The sequence below is a fragment of the Paraniabella hibiscisoli genome (genome assembly GCF_022512515.1).
Lineage (GTDB): Bacteria > Bacteroidota > Bacteroidia > Chitinophagales > Chitinophagaceae > Niabella > Niabella hibiscisoli.
Genome location: NZ_JAKWBK010000001.1, coordinates 4,390,826 through 4,409,033, shown reverse-complemented (window position 1 = coordinate 4,409,033; position 18,208 = coordinate 4,390,826). Strand labels below are relative to the sequence as shown.

The window sequence follows — 18,208 nt, the reverse complement described above, 5'->3', positions numbered from 1 at the left end:
ATTATTTTTTACCAAATTTCTCTACACTCTTTGCAAATTCAGGGTAGGCAGTGGCAGCTTCTTCCAATGTCAGTCCTTCCACAGCAGCCGTCCAGGCCTGTTGCAACGCAATTACGCCGGCAGCGGGTCCCATCGGATGAGCCATAATACCTCCACCGGCCATATACAATAAATCCTGGGTTTGTGTACGCTTCCAGGTCTCAAAAGCTTGTCCTCCCCATTGGCCCGACGAAACAACCGGGATAACATTATTGTGATCGAATAAGGGCGTTAAACAGGCTTCAATCGAATTCACCACACTATCATCTGTTTCCCAGAATTTATTCTTTATTCCATTTACATGCAGTTGATCCACGCCTGCTAATCTCCATATTTTTTGATACGCCCTGAAATCGATGCCCAGCAAAGGATGCCTTGTAAGCATGCCCCATCCATTTCTGTGCGCATGTATAGCCAACTGGCGTTGGTCGCATATTTTTTAACAGCGCTTAAGCCCACACTATTAATACTGATCATTGCACATGTACCGCCATGTAGAACGATTGTTTCATAGCGCGATAACATTTCATCAATCTCGCCGCTCAGGTTAAAAGCATACATTATTTTTTTACCTGTTTTGTCAGCATGGTTATTAATCACCTCCATGATACCGGCAACCCTGTCCTCAAAACGGGAATTAGCTGAGGAAGATAAGAGTTCATCATCTTTTATAAAATCTATTCCGGCTTCTGCCAGTGTTTGAACCATAGCAGCCGTATCCTCAACAGTAAGGCCAATAGAGGGCTTGATGATGGTACCGATCAACGGCCGCTCTACTACGCCGGTTAGTTGCCTGCAACCTGCTATCCCAAACTCCGGTCCTTTGAACTGTTGGCCAAAAGAAGGGGGCAATTCTATGTCCATTAATTTCAACCCGGTAAACTGTGTAATTTCATACAGGTTACCCTGCAAAGTGGACACCATTACAGGCAGGTTGTGGCCGAAGTTTTCAATACTCCAGGACACTTTAACTTTCGCTCTATGGTACTTACCGGTATCACTAACAGCACCGGGAATGGCCGAAAGATCAACAGTCTCCAACAGTTCCACCTGCTCTACCCTTGCCGCAAATCGCTCCTTCAGCTCTTCTGTTTCTCCCGGCACTGCAACAAAAGTTCCGGAAGATTGCTCCCCAGCCAATACGGCCGCTGCTTTTTCAGGATCATAAGGCGTTTCTATATAGTAGGTTCCAAAAATTCTTTCCATCTTGTTTATTTAATTTAATATGACCTCATCGGCTATTTTAAAAATTTTCGCACCAATGAAATATTTACTACAGCATATGCTAACTCTTTGATATGCAGATATTTTTTAAAATACGTAAAAGGTTCTCCATACTGATAATGCCTTTGTTTTCCATATTTTTGAAGATCAAATTCGTATAAAACACCGTCTCCTATATACATACTTTTCTGGCTAATCTGAAAATCAGTGTTGTCGATGACATACTCTACCATTTTCTCCCTAATGTTGAGCTGACTGGGTAAGTTCAACAGGTTGTTTTGAACCAGCAGCTCCCACAATTGATCTACTCCGGATTGTTCTATTTCCAATTGTTCGATAAATTTAATATTGAGGCTTTCGTTATCAGCTGTCGGTTTAACATCCATAGTAAAATATTGCGCCTTCCATTTGTTGTCCTTTAAGGTCAGTACAAACACATTATCGAAATTCGCCTGGAGATGATACTGTTTTAATTGAAACCTAAAATCAAAATTCCTATCTAGTTTTGGATCTTCAGCTAAAATGCTGTCATATCGCTTTCCAACATCCGTTTGTTGATTACTGTCTACCGAGAAATCAATAACATATGGAAGGTCCACAATCATACGATAATTAAAAGGAGCTTTATTTCCGGGCTCCAGCCTTTTGTAAGGCCTGCCATTTAAAGGTGTCTGACCATCAACAGTGGTCGAAGCTACTATTAATAAACAAATGATGGTCAGCATTCTCATTTTGAAACTTTTATCTTACTAATGGCATCCAAACGCTCATATCGGTTTCACCGCGGTTGGCCCAGGCATAGTAAGGTATTAACTTAACATTTACCGGTGTTTGTTTTTTGCTGACTTCCTTATACAGGTTCCTTGTCCAGTCGCCATTATTTAAAAGCCTGGCTTCACCCGTAAGTGCCATCATGTTACCATTGGCTATAGTGGTAGGTACTGGTTTCAGTTGTATATTGGATGGTATCGCTATATTGAAAACTTTCTGAGCAGGGATATCCGTTGATTCTATACAATACACTACCGGACCTCTTTTCACTGCTACCTGGTTACGGGTTTCTTCTACCATCGGATTAGATTCGATCAGAGTAGCTGGCATATCCAGCACCAGTTCGATTTTATCTCCCTTTTTCCATGCCTGGTTTAAGGTAAAATATCGTCCACCTGTAAGGTTCGCATTAACAAGCTTGCCATTTACTTTAACCGAAGCTTTGTTACACCAACCGGGAATACGCAGATGAACCGGCAATGGCTTGGCGGGAGCTTCAGTTATTGCCAATGACACAGCCCCATCCCAGGGATAATTACTGGTTTGTTGTAAAGCGATCTTACTACCATCGTTTAATACGGTTTGAAGGTTATTGCCCCCATACATATTTATATACAAACCATCTTTACCCGTACTGTACATGTAATTGCTGATCTGAGCGATGGTGCGCACGACATTCGGAGGACAACAATTTGACTTGCTGATGTAAGGTACACGGCCACCCTCCCAACGCAGATGATAAGGGTAGTTTACCGTATGCGCTAATGGGTTTGTATAAAAGAACCTGGTACCATCCATGCTGATGCCACTTAATACACTATTGTAGAGAGCCAGCTCCACAATATCAAAATACTTTTCTTCTCCTGTTAAAAGAAACATGCGATAATTCCACAACACATTCCCGATATTGGCGCAGGTTTCATTGTGCGCGCTGAAATTAGGCAGTTGATAATCCCGTCCATAAGACTGATGCACTTTTTGAACGGTATCAGGAATATAGGAAGTTCCATCCACCGAAACACCATCGTATAAAGCGCCACAAGCGCCCGTTACATACATTTTAGTATGGATCACATTATTCCATAAAGTATCCAGGGTATTCAATAAAGTTTTATCGCCTTGTTCAGCATACAGGTCTGCTACTCCAGCCATCAGGTAATTGGCTCTCACCGCGTGTCCCACAATTCTTTTCATATCCCTGAAGGGAGCACGGTCACTGTTGTCATCTGTACCTTCAACAGTACCTCTTATATCGATCAGTTTATTCAGCAGATCGAGGTATTTTTTTTTTGGTGGTACGATACATTTCCGCCAAGCCCATATAGTGAGAAGGGCAGATGGCATTGCGTGCCTGCTCGGGCGTAGCTTTATTATAAAAGACGATCAGGAAGTCTGATGCTTTTTTGCTATATCCAGCAGGTTACTTTTACCGGTAGCCCTGTAATGTACACATCCGGCTGTCATCAGGTGACCAAAATTATAAGCTTCAAAGCTTAGCTTATCATCGAACATTTTTTGCTCGCCGGTTTTCTTTTGTTCAATGATGTTTTTGGTATAGATATATCCATCAGCTCTCTGAGCTTTGCCGATTACTGTAATAGCGTCTTCCATCCAACCATTCAGTTTCGGGTCTTTGGTAGAAGCATATAATGAGGCCACTGCTTCCAGTGTTTTATAGAAATCACCATCATGAAAGGAAGGGCCTCTGAAACGACCATCCTGTAAACCAGCGGCCACTTTGAAATTCTGGAAAGAATAACAAATGGTATCGCTGGTATAGGTACGCCATAAAGTAGGCACCATTGAATTCTTTAATACATCAAAACGCTCAGCCCAAAATCCTTTTGTCCAATGCACATCACCTAATCCCACACCAGACAACTTTGCAAATTTGCTTTGCGAAGTGTTTACCAATGCGTTCTGTGCGTTTACAGCAGCGCTGCAAACTATACCCGCTACCAATAATTTAAATTCCTTTTTCATCTGTATCATTTTTTTCATCACTTTTTATTCGAGAGATCTCTCCCTATGTTCGAGATGACGATCTTATTCAATATCCCTTTTATTATTGACTATTCACCATTCACGCCTACAACGCCTGGTACTTGATATCATAGTTCTTTCCCTTTTCCAAAGTCAGCTCATACACATTATTACCCTTATTGATGAAACTACCTTCTTTGGAAGACGGCGCCCTTTTGCTTTTCAACACCAGCTTACCCGTACCAACCGGCGAACTAACCTTTATGTTAGTTGTGCTACAATACAGTTCAATATTTCCGGCTGGTGTAGGCACTTTACCTTCCATCCATTTTAAACCACCTAATGCGGGCTCAATAGTATACGCGCTGTAACCGGCACCCGTTGGTTTTACACCCAGATAGTATTTCCCCAGCAGATACAAAGGACTGGCACCCCAGGCATGACAAAGGCTTTTGCCATATTTACGGCCATACATAGCGTAATGTTCTGCACCCGATTTCTTTGGATTATACTCTTCCCAGAAAGAAGTAGCGCCCAGCTTTAGCATACCACCCCAGTAAGATTTCATTTCTTTGGTTACATAATCCTGTTCGCCCAAAGCACATAAGGCTTCCATTTCATAAAACCGCATGTAGGGCGTTGTAATAGGCGGTACACTATTATTTAATAAAACAGTATTCTTGATATTCTTTTTCTGCGCATCGCTTAAGTAGTCAAAGAATATAGCAAACATGTTGGAGTAACGGGTTACATGATCTGTTGGTTTGCCATTTACATAGCTGTGCACAATAGCCTGCTTCTGTTCGTTCCAGTACAAATCAAATAGTTTCTTCTTAACATCTTTAGCCAGGCTCGCATACATGCCAGCATCTTCTTTCTCCTGTACCAGTTCTGCCACCAACGCCATCGTCTCCAGGCTGCGGGCGAATAATAGTTGTTCAAAACTCACTGCTCCCTGCTTGCTTAATCCTTCGGCCCAGTCGATAAACACCCAGTCTCCGGGCAGGCCTTCCAGCAAACCGTCTTTATTTCTGCGGCCCAACACATATGCCATCAAAGATTTCATACGATCATAATTATCTTTTACAAAAGCCGCATCGCCGCTGTACAAGTAATAGTCGTATACCCCAGGAACCAGTACAAAGTGTAATCCATAATGGTATTGATGTGGCTGGTTACCGGATCTTTTCCCCTCAAAGACAGCGTGGTTCTTTTTACAGTGCCATTATCATTCGTCAGGTAATAATTCATCAGGTAGCTTTGATAAGCATCGCCGCTCCATACCCAACGATCTCTTTTAATACCATCTATAAAAAATTCTTTGGTGCTTAAATGAAATGTGTACTTAGCTACATCATAAATTTTGTTAATCTCTTCATCATTACATTTAAAAGACCCCTTATCCTGCAGATCAGCATACTCATATAACATGGAAGCTTTATCAAAACTGATACCCGCATCTGCAATGATATTTATAAACCGGAAGGCCTTGGAAAGATCAACGGTATAATCTCCTCCAGCCTGATCAATAGCCAATTTATCATAGGTTTCTGTATGTGCGGTATCAAGGGCTTCTTCGCGACTTTCGCCATAGTAGATAGCCAGTTTTCCCTTACCCTTCAGGTTATGGAGTTTAATATAACCAAATGTTTCTTTTCCAAAGTCAATCACTGTTCCCCCGGCTTCCTTGCTTGTAGATACTGCTTCGGCCGGTTTTACAGGTAGCTTAAATTCAGATGGTAATTGTTTTGGATCCTGAAAATCCCAAACACCGCATTCATCCATTTGGTGGTAGACACATCAGAGGTTTTACCTGTTTCATCAATCCATTCTTTATCTTCAAATGTTACCAGCCAGGTATTATCACTCACTACTTTTTTTCCTCTTACAAAAATGGCCGGTACCTGCGCCTGGTTAAACACTTTAATATTGATCTTATGCTTTCCAGCCGGCACGGTTATCTTTTTAGGATAGCCTTCAAAAGCCTTACCATCCAACTTTATATTGTATTGCCCCTGCACATAGATCTCCACTTCTTCAGGTTCAGTCAATTCAAATACTTTATGAAAATCGATCAGCGGGTAATGGTTATCTATTTTCCAGAATACCGGGAAAAACACACCGCGTTCTGTACGACGGTTCTGCATCTGGTTCGATAACCATATTTCATAATCGCCCGGATACCACACCCACTCTGCTTTTTGGGCAATTGCTGTTTGCCCAAAAGGCATCAAGACCATCAACGAAATTGCCCATTTTAAATTTTGAATGCTGCATTTTAAATTCTGTAAACCTTTATTCATAAAAAGTAACCGTTATATTTTTAGAATATGATGTAAATAATAAGGATAATCAATCCGAGTAAACCAAATAACCATTTTACCTTACTGCTGGTTGGCGGGATCGCCTCTGCTTCTATCGCATTAGGTTCTGGCGCTTTGCCTAGTAATGATATGATAATAGCCAATACAAAAAGGATAGCGAAAATGTAAAAAGAAATCATAAAAGGATGGGGCCAGGTAAAATATGGATTACCATCTTTCGGTAATATCCATAAATACACCAATCCTACCGAAAGACTAAATACCGAACCCCAGCTTAAAGTAATGTTCACTGCTGTTCTTGTCAACCGTTTCCAGAATACTGCCAACAGGAAGACTACAGATAAAGAAGGCGCTAAGAATCCCAATATCGATTGGAAAATATAAAAAGGCTTTGCCCCTTAACATTATCAAGTGCAATTGCCATTAACACAGCAATAAAACAACCAGCCACAACTACGATCCGTCCCACCTGTATTTGTTTTTTTACCGAGGCTTCGGGGTTCATTTTTTTACATAGATATCATTGGTAAAAACCGTGCTCAACGCATTCAGCGAGGAACCAATGGTAGCTACCAATACGGCGATCAATACACAGATCACAAGACCTATAACTCCGGTAGGCAGTAACTGGGTAACCATGGTCATATAGGCTTCATCAGGCTGGGCTGAAGGAAACAATACGAAACATAAAATTCCGGGCAATATGAATAAGGGTAATGCCAGTACTTTTAGCCAACCGATCAGGTTAACACCTAATTGACCTTGCTGCAGGTTTTTGCACCCAATACGCTTTGCACCATTGCCTGATCTGTACAAAAAAAGCTACGGCTGCTACAGGATATCCGAGTAATACAGCAGGCCAGGGAAAATCGGGATCAGAAGCGGGTTTGATCAACTCCCAGTAACCTTTCGGAGTTTTAGCCATCAGTTCGGAAAATCCACCGACATGCTGCAGACCTACTACAGAAATGATGACCGAAACCGCAATCAATAATAACATCTGGAACACATTCACTCTTGCAATCGCCTTTAAACCACCTGCAAAAGTGAACAAACCGGAAAAAGCCACCAGTACAATCGCTGATTGCCACATGGGAATCCCCAAGATCTGTCTCACCAAAACACCACCGCTAAATAACCCTAAGGAGAGCCAGCTTACCAGTATTTTCACCAATGCGTACCAGGCGAGGATGTTCTGTGTACTATCCCCGAAAAGTTTGCCCATGTACTCTGGCATGGTGGCTACTTTACTGGCAATATAACGGGGCGCAAAAACCATCGTCAATAACAACAGAAATAAAAATGCGTAAAGTTCCACATTAGCGCCGGTGATACCTGTAGTAAAACCAATCATGGCAAAAGTGAGCAGGGACGAAGGGCCAACATTCGTGCCCCACATATTAAAACCGATATTATACCAGTTCAAAGACTTATTAGCCAGGAACAGCGTCTCGTTTTTCTTGCGGGCACTAAAACTAGCCAGGTATCCTATTACCAGTAAGGCAATCAAATAGACTGCCACAATGGCCAGATCAATCCCTGTTATCTTATCGTATATTTTGTTCACTTTCTTTAAATATGAGTGATGTGTTCTTAATCATGCTGTCAGGCTGAACTTGCCGAAGTCTTGAATATAATTAGTAAAATCCTTCATCAGGCTCAGGGCGACATCGTGCTATGGTTGTCACCTATCATTTACTGATCCAGGTTGTAACGCTTCAACAATTCTTTTACCGACACCGGTTTGCCTGTCTTCAAGCTTTCATCCATTGCCTGCAATAAAGCCACGGTTCCTATTCCTTCCTTCATATCCGGGTAGGCTGTGAAACCCTGTTCAATAGAATCTACAAAATACTCCAGGTAATTCTGGTATTCACCGGCGTGGTGGCTTTGTCCTTCAAAACGGAAATAATGCTTTAAAGTACTGTCACCCCAGGTAATCGTTTTCTCCTCACCCGTTTTATCAGTGATCGCATACCGCAGTTCATGATAATCGGCCTGGCTGGCCCCTTCAGTTCCGCGTAGTACGGTCGTCATACCGCTCTCGCGATATGCCGGCTGAATCGGAGACGTATATACACCGCTTACTCTTGCTACCCTTCCGTCAGTTGCCTTAAAAATAAAGTGCATGGTATCCTCATTCTTCAGTCCTGCTTTTTTACCATTTGCACTGATCATTCCATATCCCATCACTTCTTCTACATCGGGTAAATACCATCTTATAAAATCAACCGGATGACTTAAACCACCGTATAACCATTTAAAAGCATCTTCCAAAGCCCATTTCTTTTCAAGGAACCAACGATGATCGGCATGATAGCTACTTTCAATAGTGATCAACTCCCCTATCTCGCCCGCTTCAAAATCCCTGCGCTGGCGTTTGGCGGGTTCAAAAAAGCGAGAGCTCTGTCCCACAAATACTTTTTTACCCGTTTGCGCCTGCAAATCCAATAAAGCCTTTGCATCTTTCAGATCATCGATAAAGGGCTTGGTACATACCACATGTTTGCCATGCTGCAAAGCCTGTGTTACATGTTGTGCATGCAGATGATCTGGTGTGTAAATGGCAATAATGTTAATGTCAGGATCGTTCAGCATATCTTCATACCTGGTAGTATAATGATCAAAATCGAATTCCTTACTACGCTGTTTGCAGGCTTCCTCACTGATATCACACAATGTTTTTAATGCCAGCTTTTTACTTTCCAAAGCCGCACTAATCAGGCTGCGCCCTTCGCCTAGGCCCAGTATCCCTAATACCTGAATATTTTCTTTTTTGTTTATATCGTTAAATCTCATTGTTATATTCTAAATTTTTTCAACCCGTCTGTTCTTTTAAAGAGATCTCTCACTTCGCTGTTCTACTTTCGAAATGACGGAACTAGTAAAATATTTTTCCCGATTCCTATTTTGTTCTGTCCCGAAAAAAGCGGACATTTTAATTCACTACTCATTATTCATTTTTCACCATTTCACTACTTCCCCACCACTTTCTTCAAAAACACCCAAACCTCCCCTTTCTTTGTTCCCTCTATTCCTTCCTGGTATTGGGCCATTAGTTTGTTCCACTCGCCTACACGCGGGTTGTTCTCCGTTGTTTTCGGATTCAACTCATCCAATGTCTTTCCTTTGGGAATACTGATCACCAGCATCAGCTGGCGGCCATTGCGGAACATTACCAGCCGTTGGAAACCGGCATTACAAAACCCTTTAGCAATCTCTGGCCATTGTTCAAACTGTGTGGCATGGTAGTTTAAGTATTCCTTCTGCTTCTTAGAATCAGCTACCAGGTTAGCCGTTAAAAGAACATGCTCCCATTCCTTTGCTGTTGCTTTATCATCACAACGGCTCGGGTCAAATTGGTAATACATATCATAATAAGGTCTCACTGTTACATCCGGAAAGGCCTTTTTGAGTTTCCCCTGGAATACCGACAGGTCCTGCACTTTGTCAAAGATCACATACCGGTTATTCCATTTATAGATGCTGTTGGGGTCCAGCTTATTTTCGCTTAAGAAATTACGCAGCTGCACCAGGTTAAGCCTCCCTTTAGTTACCACCAGTTCTACCAGCTCCTCATGTTCTGAGTTAACGGGTAATGTAATGGTCTTATAAGTACTTTCTTTGAGCAGGTGTTTATAGTCATCCTGCAACCCAGCCTTTAACCGGATCGCTTCGTTTACCTGCGGTCCGTTATTCACCCATTGATTGCCCGGACCATTATTATTCTGTAAATATTTTTGAGTTGCTGTCCAGTTATCTTTTATAGTGATCTGGGAGGACCCTTCATCCGTATACAGGTAAAACCAATGAGAAGGCAGGTGTGCATAAGGCGCTTTATAAATACTATCGATATAATTTTCGCTGATCAGGGAACCCGGTTGTGCACTTAGTGTATAAATACCTGCACAATCATAATTCTGTTTACCAAAATGATGGATCTTATTGGCCAAAACTTTATTGTTACGCATTACATTAGGTCTCGGGCTCCATCCCCATCCCATGCTAATGCCCGAGTAATTTACATTTTCAATTTCATTATGAGATACGGTTGAATTACGCGTATAACCCAAACCAATACCAACCGCACCCCAGTCTTCATTAGTGGCGTTAGTAACCAGGTTGTTCGTTAAGGTGATCGAATCGGCTACTACTCTTTCATCCGTTGGGTTATAGGGCAGATGTATTTCCATTCCTTCATCGGCGAAAGAGCCCGCCAGTATTGCCGTACCGCCGATATCTTTAAAAAGATTTCCAATAACCTTACTGTTCTTTACACCCAGGTGATAATCTAAACCGGTGGAAGCCATATGTTCAAAACGACAACCCTCAACGGATAGGTTATGTACAAAAGAGGCAGTAACAGCAGCTCCCGGACGGGTGATCCATGCCTGGTTGTCTAAAGAGGCTTTTTCGGGAGTACCCGAAGGGCGTAATTTATACGCTTCGGTCATTGGCATTCCTGCCTGATGCGGTACATGTCCTTGTAAAGAAGGACGGTTCCACCCCACATGCTCAAAGGCAATGTTTTTAAATTGAATATGGCTTACCGGCTCGTCAATAGTTCCCTGTATGGTAACCAGGTTTTCCAGTAAAGGGGCTATGATATGGGCAGTAGCAAGGTCTTCGCCGGTACGCGGCCAATAATAGATCTTCTTATTCATCCTGTCTATATACCATTCGCCGGGCTCGTCTAAAAATTCAATGGCGTTGGAAAGATAGAAAGCAGAATTACCGGTTTCCTTAGATATCCAGGGAGCCGGCCAGGGATGCTCAGACTGGATGCGGCTTTCGGGTTGCCTGAATAGTAATTGGGCACTATCACCGGCTACATTCATTTGCTTTACCCGGAGCGTAGCAATCTCCCACCACTGATGAATGAACATTTCCAATCCGCTGATGTCTTTGACGGGTACAGGAGGTTTAGGTATCTGGCAGGATTCATCTTTTTTATTCCAGCTGATAATGCGTTCCATTTCTCCGCCATTAGGCCACTTTGCACGCGTTGCTTTGGTATTGTTTACCCACAATTGTCTAAAACCAGGTAACTCATCGAAAGCCTCGGGCAATGGTGCTTCCCATACCTTCGACTGCGCAACAGCAGGCAAATTTGTTATGATCCCGCCAGCTTTTTTCCAACCTTTGATCACCACGCCACCGCTCAATACCACTTTTGCACCCGGTGCAGCTTCAATAGAAGTTGGACTTTGAGGCGTTCCGGCATCTTCAGCCCTGATCACAACCGGTTCCTGCAACCAATAAATACCTTCCTGAAGAATAACCTGTATCGGACCTTCAGTTATTGTGTCGTTTAAACGTCTAAATTCTCTTACCTGTCGCAGTGCCGATTGCAGGCTGGCCTTGGGTTTTTCTTTAGAGCCGGCATTAGCGTCGCTGCCATTGGGTGCAACATATACCTGTGCCCCCGCTACCATAGCTGCAGTTATTAATATTAAAAGAAAAGCGAATTTATACAATCGTTTCACTGGCAGATGCATATCAATTATTAGAAAAGGTAAATTTACCAAAGGGCTTTTTCAACATCATGGTGGTTTTGGTTGATATGATGGATTTTTTCCTATTGAAGTGCCTGCCGACCTGATGGTTACCTTGTTGGGATTATGATATAGCTTTTTTATATTTACAGATTGAATATTGAACTATGGCGATACCAACGATACATGGATATATTGACAGAAGAATACTCATTAATTTCACCGCCGACCCATCGGTGGTGAAGAAAATTATTCCATTTCCGTTCAGGCCAAAGATATATGCGGGTAAAGCAATTGTTGGTATATGCCTGATACGACTCAAACATATTAAACCAAAAGGATTGCCAGATTGTATAGGTGTCAATTCGGAAAACGGTGCCCATAGAATTGCCGTAGAATGGGATGAAAATGGTGAGACGAAATCCGGAGTTTATATTCCCCGCAGAGATACTTCTTTAAAGTTGAACACAATAGTTGGGGGACGATTTTTTCCTGGCAAACATTATTTGGCCCAATTTGATGTGAAAGAAAAAGAAGGAAATTATCATGTAGGGTTTAAAAGTTCGGATGCCACAGAAATCCTAATTGATGCAAAAGAAACAACAGCATTTAACAAGCAATCGATATTCGAAACAGTAGAAAATGCTTCAGCCTTTTTTGAAAAAGGTGATCTGGGCTATTCGCCGAATGGAGATAAGTTTGATGGATTACAGCTCAAAGCCTACAAATGGGAGGTTCGACCTTTAGAAGTTAGCCAGGTGCAATCAAGCTTCTTTGCCGATACAGAAATTTTCCCAACGGGGTCGGTGGTTTTTGATAATGCGTTATTGATGACAAATGTTGAACATGAATGGAAAACTGCCATTAGCAAATAAACAATAACACATCTAAAACTATAAGTAAGCTTAGCAGGAAAAATTGATGAATATAAATTTTAGAAATATTGGTCAATATATAATCCCAATATCTGAGTTTAGCCTCAGCTGGCGTTTCACAGACGAGAAATATAATGGTTTACCTGATCAGGATCTTGAGCAATTGAAGCCATTGAATAAAAACGGCGCTCGGTTTATCTGGCATCATTACGTAACCAAAGCCAATCTGCATAAAGACTTTCCGTTTAAAAAAGACTTTTTCAGCATAGTCGATCAAAAAGCGTTTACAGATGACAAAGAAAAAGACATGCAGAAATGGTTATACGAAAAAGGCGTTCCACGCAACCAAATGGTTTTCTTATCCTGGGAGCCTGAACTTGCAATTATGGTTCCCTGGAGTTTGTTTATACGATATATTGGCTGTTTCTATTATCCCGGGAGCGATGATCTTACCGTTATGGATACGGACTTGACATGGGCTCTGCTTTGTCATCATGAGGACATTATGTACTTTGGAATCCGATCAACGTTAAAACAAAATGAATGATCGGAACCTCAATCGTGTTGCTTATTTCCTGAGCACTACTTTGGCTTATAGAAAGAAAACATATTTCGGTACCTGGAATTGTACTTTCTCCAAAACGAATGCGCCTGCTTGGCTGGACTATTACTGCGAACGTTTTTATGGATGATAGCTGGTGCAATAACCGGAATTATACCTTCAAAGAATTCCTATTTTAATAGCTGGTGGATAATAAAAACGGCACCAGAAGCTATTCAAAAACCATTAGTGTAATTATATACACCTCCCGGTTTTGTTTTGGCAACATTGATTACAAATTTTAATATTCTTTTTTGCCTGTATTGTAACATAAACAGCAGTTTTTCGTATTATTTTTATGAAGTCCTTGAAATGAGCTACCTGTACAACCATCGGGTAATTCGGTATTTATGGTGTGTTTCGTGATATAGAGTGTATAATCTAAAATAATCATCCATTACAACAAGATATGCGTACAAAACCATCGTTACTTTTTTGCCTGTTTTTTTAACTGCCAGCTTTAGCTATGGTGAGGACTGTAATTGCAATACCACCTTCAAGTGGCTGAAAACAACGTTTGAGGAAAACGATGCAGGATTTAAATATATATTGTCGATCAAAGGGCAGGCAGCTTTTGATTATCATAATAAAACAATCGCAGAAAAAATTAATGCCGCAAAAACCAAGGAAGAATGTCTTCCGATTTTACAGGAATGGTTAGGCTTTTTCCGGAAAGGACACATTTACATTCGGTCACTGGAACTTAAAGCTGCAAACGGAAGTACCGCACCTGTTAAGGCATTGGATACACTTGCCATTAAAAATCAGTTTAAAGACTGGCCGAAACTGCAGATCAATCTTGGGGAATTTGAAAAATACCTAAGTAACAAGAGCACCCAGGATTTTGAGGGCATCTGGGATTCTCCGCCCTATAAAATAGCCATTAAAAAGACAGCAGATGGCTACAAAGGCATTTTAATAAATGATGTGCCTCCTTATTGGGAGGCAGGACAGGTAAAACTGGAAATAAAAAATGAAGGTCGCAAACTGAAAGGAATCGTTTACATGCGCGATCATGCTAAAGTTGAAAATGATTATGTACAGGCTCTGGGGCAAAATCATTTACAGGTTGCCAGCTTTTGGCTCAAGCGGCTGATGCCGGTTCTTCCGACAGAAGAGGAAGTTAATTTTTCTTGACAATGCTGGAATCCAGGAACCCATATATGAAACAGCTTAATGATAGCACCTTGTATTTCAGAATTCCTTCTTTTGACCTGGGCCAAAAAAAGCAATCGACAGCGTGCTTAACGCCAACGACAAAATACTGGCAAAAACGCCAAATCTAATCATAGATATCCGGGGTAATGGCGGCGGCAGCGATTTCAGCTTCAGTGGCATTATTCCTTATTTGAAAACAAATCCTATTACGACACCCGGTGTAGATTACCTGAGCACGTTGCTTGCAACAATCAAAGAATGCTCGACTTTATTAATAAACCTGAATACAATGCAGTTTTTACGGAAGAGCAAAAAAATGGGCAAGGCGATCATACGACACTTTACAGCAACATTTAGGAGCGTTTGTTCATTTGGATGAACCGGTTAAAGAAGTGTCGGAAATTACAACTGTCAAAAATGTGTATCCCAAACAGGTAGGTATTATAATAGATGGCGGTGTGGGTAGTACGGCTGAGCAGTTTGTGCTGGCAGCAAAACAAAGTAAAAAAGTAAAACTTTTCGGTATTTCTACCTATGGCTCGCTCGATATTTCAAATATGTATGCTGTAAAATCACCGTGTAACAATTATGAATTAGGATATGGCCTTTCACGAAGTAAGCGCATTCCACAATACATTTTAGACGATCGCGGCATACAGCCGGACTATTTCATCAGCAACGAAGTCCCCGGTTATAAATGGGTTGGGTATGTGAAAAATATCCTGGAGGAGTAGTCATAAACTGCCTGTGTATATGTCAACGAAATTGTTACCAACAGCAACTGCGATTCCAGCAGTACTCCAACTAAAAGCGACATATTTTCGCTGGTCCCAATAGGCGGTTGTTGTACCAATGTAGCTGGTGTCCTGATCATTACTATTGTAGTTTTTCCAATTCCCTAAAAGCGACCTCACATAGTCAATACGAAGGTGAATTTGCAACAACGCGTTTGCACCCGATCGTCTGCCTGATACAGAAAGGGCTATCCCTACAACAAGGGAATTAGCTCTATAACCTATAGCCTGAAATTCTAATTCGCGCGTCCAGGCATTTCTACTATTTCCGGGTTCTCTGCGCAACTGGTTGAAGGCATCAGAAAAAGAAGCCAATGCGGCGTGCGCTCTTTTACGGGCCAAACGAACCTCCTGGCTATTATCAACCCTATTATCAATACCCTTTACAATCACCTCCAAATACTCCCTGTTTGCTTCCACTACGGAACGCGCTAATTTACTAAACTGACGACCTTGCTTTACGGGAACCAGGAACCAGCCCAGGATGGCTAAGGCAGCACCGAGCAAAGTAAAAGCGGCCCTGCTTCCCAACAACTCGGAGAACGCGCCCTGATGTATGTTTAATAAAACGATTGCGGTAATAGTAATAAACAATACACTAATCGTATAGTTGGGTTGGTTAAACAAAAAGAAACCATACAAAGTCAACATTGCAATTGCCAGTAAGATCCATGTGTTATGGAAAAAATAAATAAGCGGCAGGCAGATCAGCAATCCCATAACGGTCCCTTTTATACGCTGCAGGTTTCTGTGTTGTGTGACCGCAAATGTAGGCCGGGCAACAATGGCAATAGTTAATAGCACCCAATAAGTATACCTGAAATCGGGAAGTAGTAAACCCACTACTCCTCCCGCTCCGAATAACAACGCCCATCTCACCGCAAAACGAAGCACATCAGACTTCCAGTTAAAATGAACTAATAACGCCCCCAGCTCACAGAGCTGGCAGGAATAAAGTGGGTATAATCGATGTCTTGAGGCCGATCATTAAGGTTTGCACCCTTGTTTGCGATACTATATAACCTGTCAACCTTTTCCAGTATCTCACGGATATTTGCAATAGTGGCCGATAGTACCTCAACAGACTCGGGCCTTATATTAGCATTTATCTCATTGAGTTGACTGATCTGTCTTTGTATCTCCTGTTCATTAGCTTGCATTGAAAAGGAATTATCGTTTTCCGAAATCATCTGTACCCGGTCTGCCAATAATATAATGATCTTTCTAACCAGCTCTAAAGCACCGCTTTCCGTCAGCGAATTTCTGATGGTATCATAGTCGTGATCAATGGCTGTCAATACCTCATACAAATCGATCGTCCCATACAGCTGCTGTAACCATTGTTGCCCCACTTTATTTTCTTTTTGCAACAGATTATGTTCTCTTAATAATAAGAGCCTTACCTGGTCTTGCTGCTCACTTACTACAATATGAAGCGCGCTCAGATCTTCATAGGCTTTTTCTACCAATGTATCGGCATTATAAAACAAGGCTTTGGTTTTTAACAGCGCAGCTATGCCATCGGTACTTCTTTTTAAAGCATGTTTTAAAGACCGGTAGGGTGCATAATACACTAAAAGCAGGCTGATCACAAAATACCATCCGGCGCCTGCGACTATCCAGCAGCTATAGGACAATGCACTGGCTGGCCACAACCCGATTGTAAAGCTGGCTATTATTAACGAGAGTATGCCAACAATAGCCACCCGGGGACCCAGCGCAAATAACATGCCCGCCGCAAAGGCAATGAGCATTAACCAGGGTATTAATATCCAGTACAGATGTAAACCCGCCGTTGTAATGAAAGAAACTATAAAGAAAGCCGGGATACACCATTTCGCAGACAACCATTTATCGGCACGACTACCAGGCATATCCGTCAGCGAAGCTAATAAGGCTCCTATGCTAACAACAATGCCTGTGTCAAGTTGAAAAAGTACGCGGCCACTAAACCAGGTACAATGGTTGCCAGCGTATTGCGCAGTGCATCGCCGCCATATTCGCTTACCAGAAGTTTATAAAAACGGTTCCACATTAGCTACCAAAATTAAACATTAGGTCAACACAACTTGTAATGTTGGCACAGCGGCCACCGAAGGTCTGTTTAGAAAACCTGTACCTTAACCTTCCGAGCGCATATTCAATCCGTCTTTCGGATGCAATCTTCTGAATACTAGTCCCGATAAAATAGTTAAAGCACCTACAACCAGAAAAGTATACCGGAATGCATTATGGATCTCATTTTTTATGAGGCTCGTATCTCCCTGGAATATCTTAAAGACAATCAGGCCAAAAGCAACACCAAAGCCAATGGCTAATTGCTGGTTAACGGAGATCAATGAATTGCCACTACTGGTATGGTAAGCCCTGAGATCGGCAATAGAAATGGTGTTCATTGAAGTAAACTGTACAGAATTGAAAAAACCCAAAACAGCAATTATGGGTATATACCAGTATATAGAGTTATGTACATCTGGAATGGCCAGGCAGCAGATCAATATACCGATCACAAATGTATTCGTCATTAAGGTAGTACGATAGCCAAAACGGTTCAGGATACGGATTACCGTTGATTTGCCAAACATGGCGGTAAGAGCCATGGGTGCTATAATCCAGCCGGAAGTTACTGCCGATCGGCCATAAGCAATTTGTATCATCATGGGTAACAGTAACGGAATAGAACTAATACCCAGGCGTGTAGCCAGGTTTCCCAGTATACCTACTCTAAAAGTTCTTACCTTAAACAGGTTCAAAGGAAAAATAGGGTTATTATCTTTTTTGGCGTGCCGGTAATAGAAATAGACCATCAAAAAACCAAATACCGTAATAAGTAACACCGGCGTATTGGTAACCGTATTTCCAAATAATTCTAATGCAATGGAAAGCAACAAGGACGCCGCTCGAATATAAGGAAGCCTTTGAGATCGAAATCAATAATGGGCGA

At 41.8% G+C, this 18,208-nt stretch carries 17 protein-coding genes and 3 pseudogenes; 5 read left to right on the top strand and 15 right to left on the bottom strand.

Features of this window, described 5'->3' with window-relative positions; genetic code table 11:
• Position 1: 1 nt before the first annotated feature.
• The 12 genes and pseudogenes from MKP07_RS27035 to MKP07_RS26990 form a co-directional block, all read right to left on the bottom strand.
• Positions 2–1,245, bottom strand: a pseudogene (locus tag MKP07_RS27035) (ribulose-bisphosphate carboxylase large subunit family protein).
• 32 nt (positions 1,246–1,277) lie between these two features.
• Positions 1,278–1,994 (bottom strand): hypothetical protein, encoded by a 717-nt coding sequence (locus MKP07_RS27030; RefSeq protein WP_240850353.1) that lies wholly within the window; start codon positions 1,992–1,994, stop codon positions 1,278–1,280.
• Positions 1,995–2,004: 10 nt separating this feature from the next.
• A complete protein-coding gene (locus MKP07_RS43045) occupies positions 2,005–2,640 on the bottom strand; it encodes a hypothetical protein (RefSeq protein WP_394803708.1) in 636 nt (211 codons plus the stop codon).
• A gap of 54 nt (positions 2,641–2,694) precedes the next feature.
• Positions 2,695–4,017, bottom strand: a pseudogene (locus MKP07_RS27025) (glycoside hydrolase family 127 protein); the annotation flags it as partial.
• Between the two features lie 106 nt (positions 4,018–4,123).
• The gene (locus tag MKP07_RS27020) at positions 4,124–5,128 is read right to left on the bottom strand and encodes an alpha-L-rhamnosidase-related protein (RefSeq protein WP_262919508.1); all 1,005 of its coding nucleotides are present in this window, start codon (positions 5,126–5,128) and stop codon (positions 4,124–4,126) included.
• Positions 5,101–5,448 (bottom strand): alpha-L-rhamnosidase-related protein, encoded by a 348-nt coding sequence (locus MKP07_RS43040; RefSeq protein WP_394803707.1) that lies wholly within the window; start codon positions 5,446–5,448, stop codon positions 5,101–5,103. Before MKP07_RS43040 ends, MKP07_RS27020 begins: the two co-directional genes overlap by 28 nt.
• A 96-nt stretch (positions 5,449–5,544) precedes the next feature.
• Positions 5,545–6,164: pseudogene (locus MKP07_RS27015) on the bottom strand (alpha-rhamnosidase); the annotation flags it as partial.
• 176 nt (positions 6,165–6,340) lie between these two features.
• On the bottom strand, positions 6,341–6,631 hold the full coding sequence (locus MKP07_RS27010) for a hypothetical protein (protein ID WP_240850351.1): 291 nt from the start codon (positions 6,629–6,631) through the stop codon (positions 6,341–6,343).
• 211 nt (positions 6,632–6,842) lie between these two features.
• Positions 6,843–7,019, bottom strand: a complete 177-nt coding sequence (locus MKP07_RS27005) for a sodium:solute symporter family transporter (protein WP_240850350.1) — start codon at positions 7,017–7,019, stop codon at positions 6,843–6,845.
• 67 nt (positions 7,020–7,086) lie between these two features.
• A complete protein-coding gene (locus MKP07_RS27000) occupies positions 7,087–7,908 on the bottom strand; it encodes a sodium:solute symporter family transporter (protein ID WP_240850349.1) in 822 nt (273 codons plus the stop codon).
• 128 nt (positions 7,909–8,036) lie between these two features.
• On the bottom strand, positions 8,037–9,140 hold the full coding sequence (locus MKP07_RS26995; RefSeq protein WP_240850348.1) for a Gfo/Idh/MocA family protein: 1,104 nt from the start codon (positions 9,138–9,140) through the stop codon (positions 8,037–8,039).
• 176 nt (positions 9,141–9,316) lie between these two features.
• Positions 9,317–11,776 (bottom strand): L-rhamnose mutarotase, encoded by a 2,460-nt coding sequence (locus tag MKP07_RS26990; RefSeq protein ID WP_240850347.1) that lies wholly within the window; start codon positions 11,774–11,776, stop codon positions 9,317–9,319.
• A gap of 227 nt (positions 11,777–12,003) precedes the next feature.
• Here MKP07_RS26990 and MKP07_RS26985 point away from each other — a divergent pair, with 227 nt between their 5' ends.
• The 5 genes from MKP07_RS26985 (at position 12,004) to MKP07_RS26965 (ending at position 15,204) form a co-directional block, all read left to right on the top strand.
• Positions 12,004–12,711, top strand: a complete 708-nt coding sequence (locus MKP07_RS26985) for a DUF2071 domain-containing protein (protein WP_262919506.1) — start codon at positions 12,004–12,006, stop codon at positions 12,709–12,711.
• Positions 12,712–12,757: 46 nt separating this feature from the next.
• Complete coding sequence (locus tag MKP07_RS26980; RefSeq protein ID WP_240850345.1) at positions 12,758–13,258, top strand: DUF2947 family protein; 501 nt, start codon at positions 12,758–12,760, stop codon at positions 13,256–13,258.
• The gene (locus tag MKP07_RS26975) at positions 13,251–13,403 is read left to right on the top strand and encodes a hypothetical protein (RefSeq protein WP_240850344.1); all 153 of its coding nucleotides are present in this window, start codon (positions 13,251–13,253) and stop codon (positions 13,401–13,403) included. The genes MKP07_RS26980 and MKP07_RS26975 overlap by 8 nt, the downstream gene beginning before the upstream one ends.
• Positions 13,404–13,747: 344 nt before the next feature.
• Complete coding sequence (locus MKP07_RS26970) at positions 13,748–14,449, top strand: hypothetical protein (protein ID WP_240850343.1); 702 nt, start codon at positions 13,748–13,750, stop codon at positions 14,447–14,449.
• A gap of 392 nt (positions 14,450–14,841) precedes the next feature.
• Entirely contained in the window at positions 14,842–15,204 is a 363-nt protein-coding gene (locus tag MKP07_RS26965; protein ID WP_240850342.1) for a S41 family peptidase, read from the top strand.
• Here MKP07_RS26965 and MKP07_RS26960 read toward each other — a convergent pair whose 3' ends face one another.
• From MKP07_RS26960 to MKP07_RS26950, 3 genes are all read right to left on the bottom strand, one after another.
• Entirely contained in the window at positions 15,205–16,158 is a 954-nt protein-coding gene (locus tag MKP07_RS26960) for an FUSC family protein (RefSeq protein ID WP_240850341.1), read from the bottom strand.
• A gap of 23 nt (positions 16,159–16,181) precedes the next feature.
• On the bottom strand, positions 16,182–17,138 hold the full coding sequence (locus MKP07_RS26955; RefSeq protein WP_240850340.1) for a YccS/YhfK family membrane protein: 957 nt from the start codon (positions 17,136–17,138) through the stop codon (positions 16,182–16,184).
• A gap of 246 nt (positions 17,139–17,384) precedes the next feature.
• Entirely contained in the window at positions 17,385–18,155 is a 771-nt protein-coding gene (locus MKP07_RS26950; protein ID WP_240850339.1) for an MFS transporter, read from the bottom strand.
• Positions 18,156–18,208: the final 53 nt, after the last annotated feature.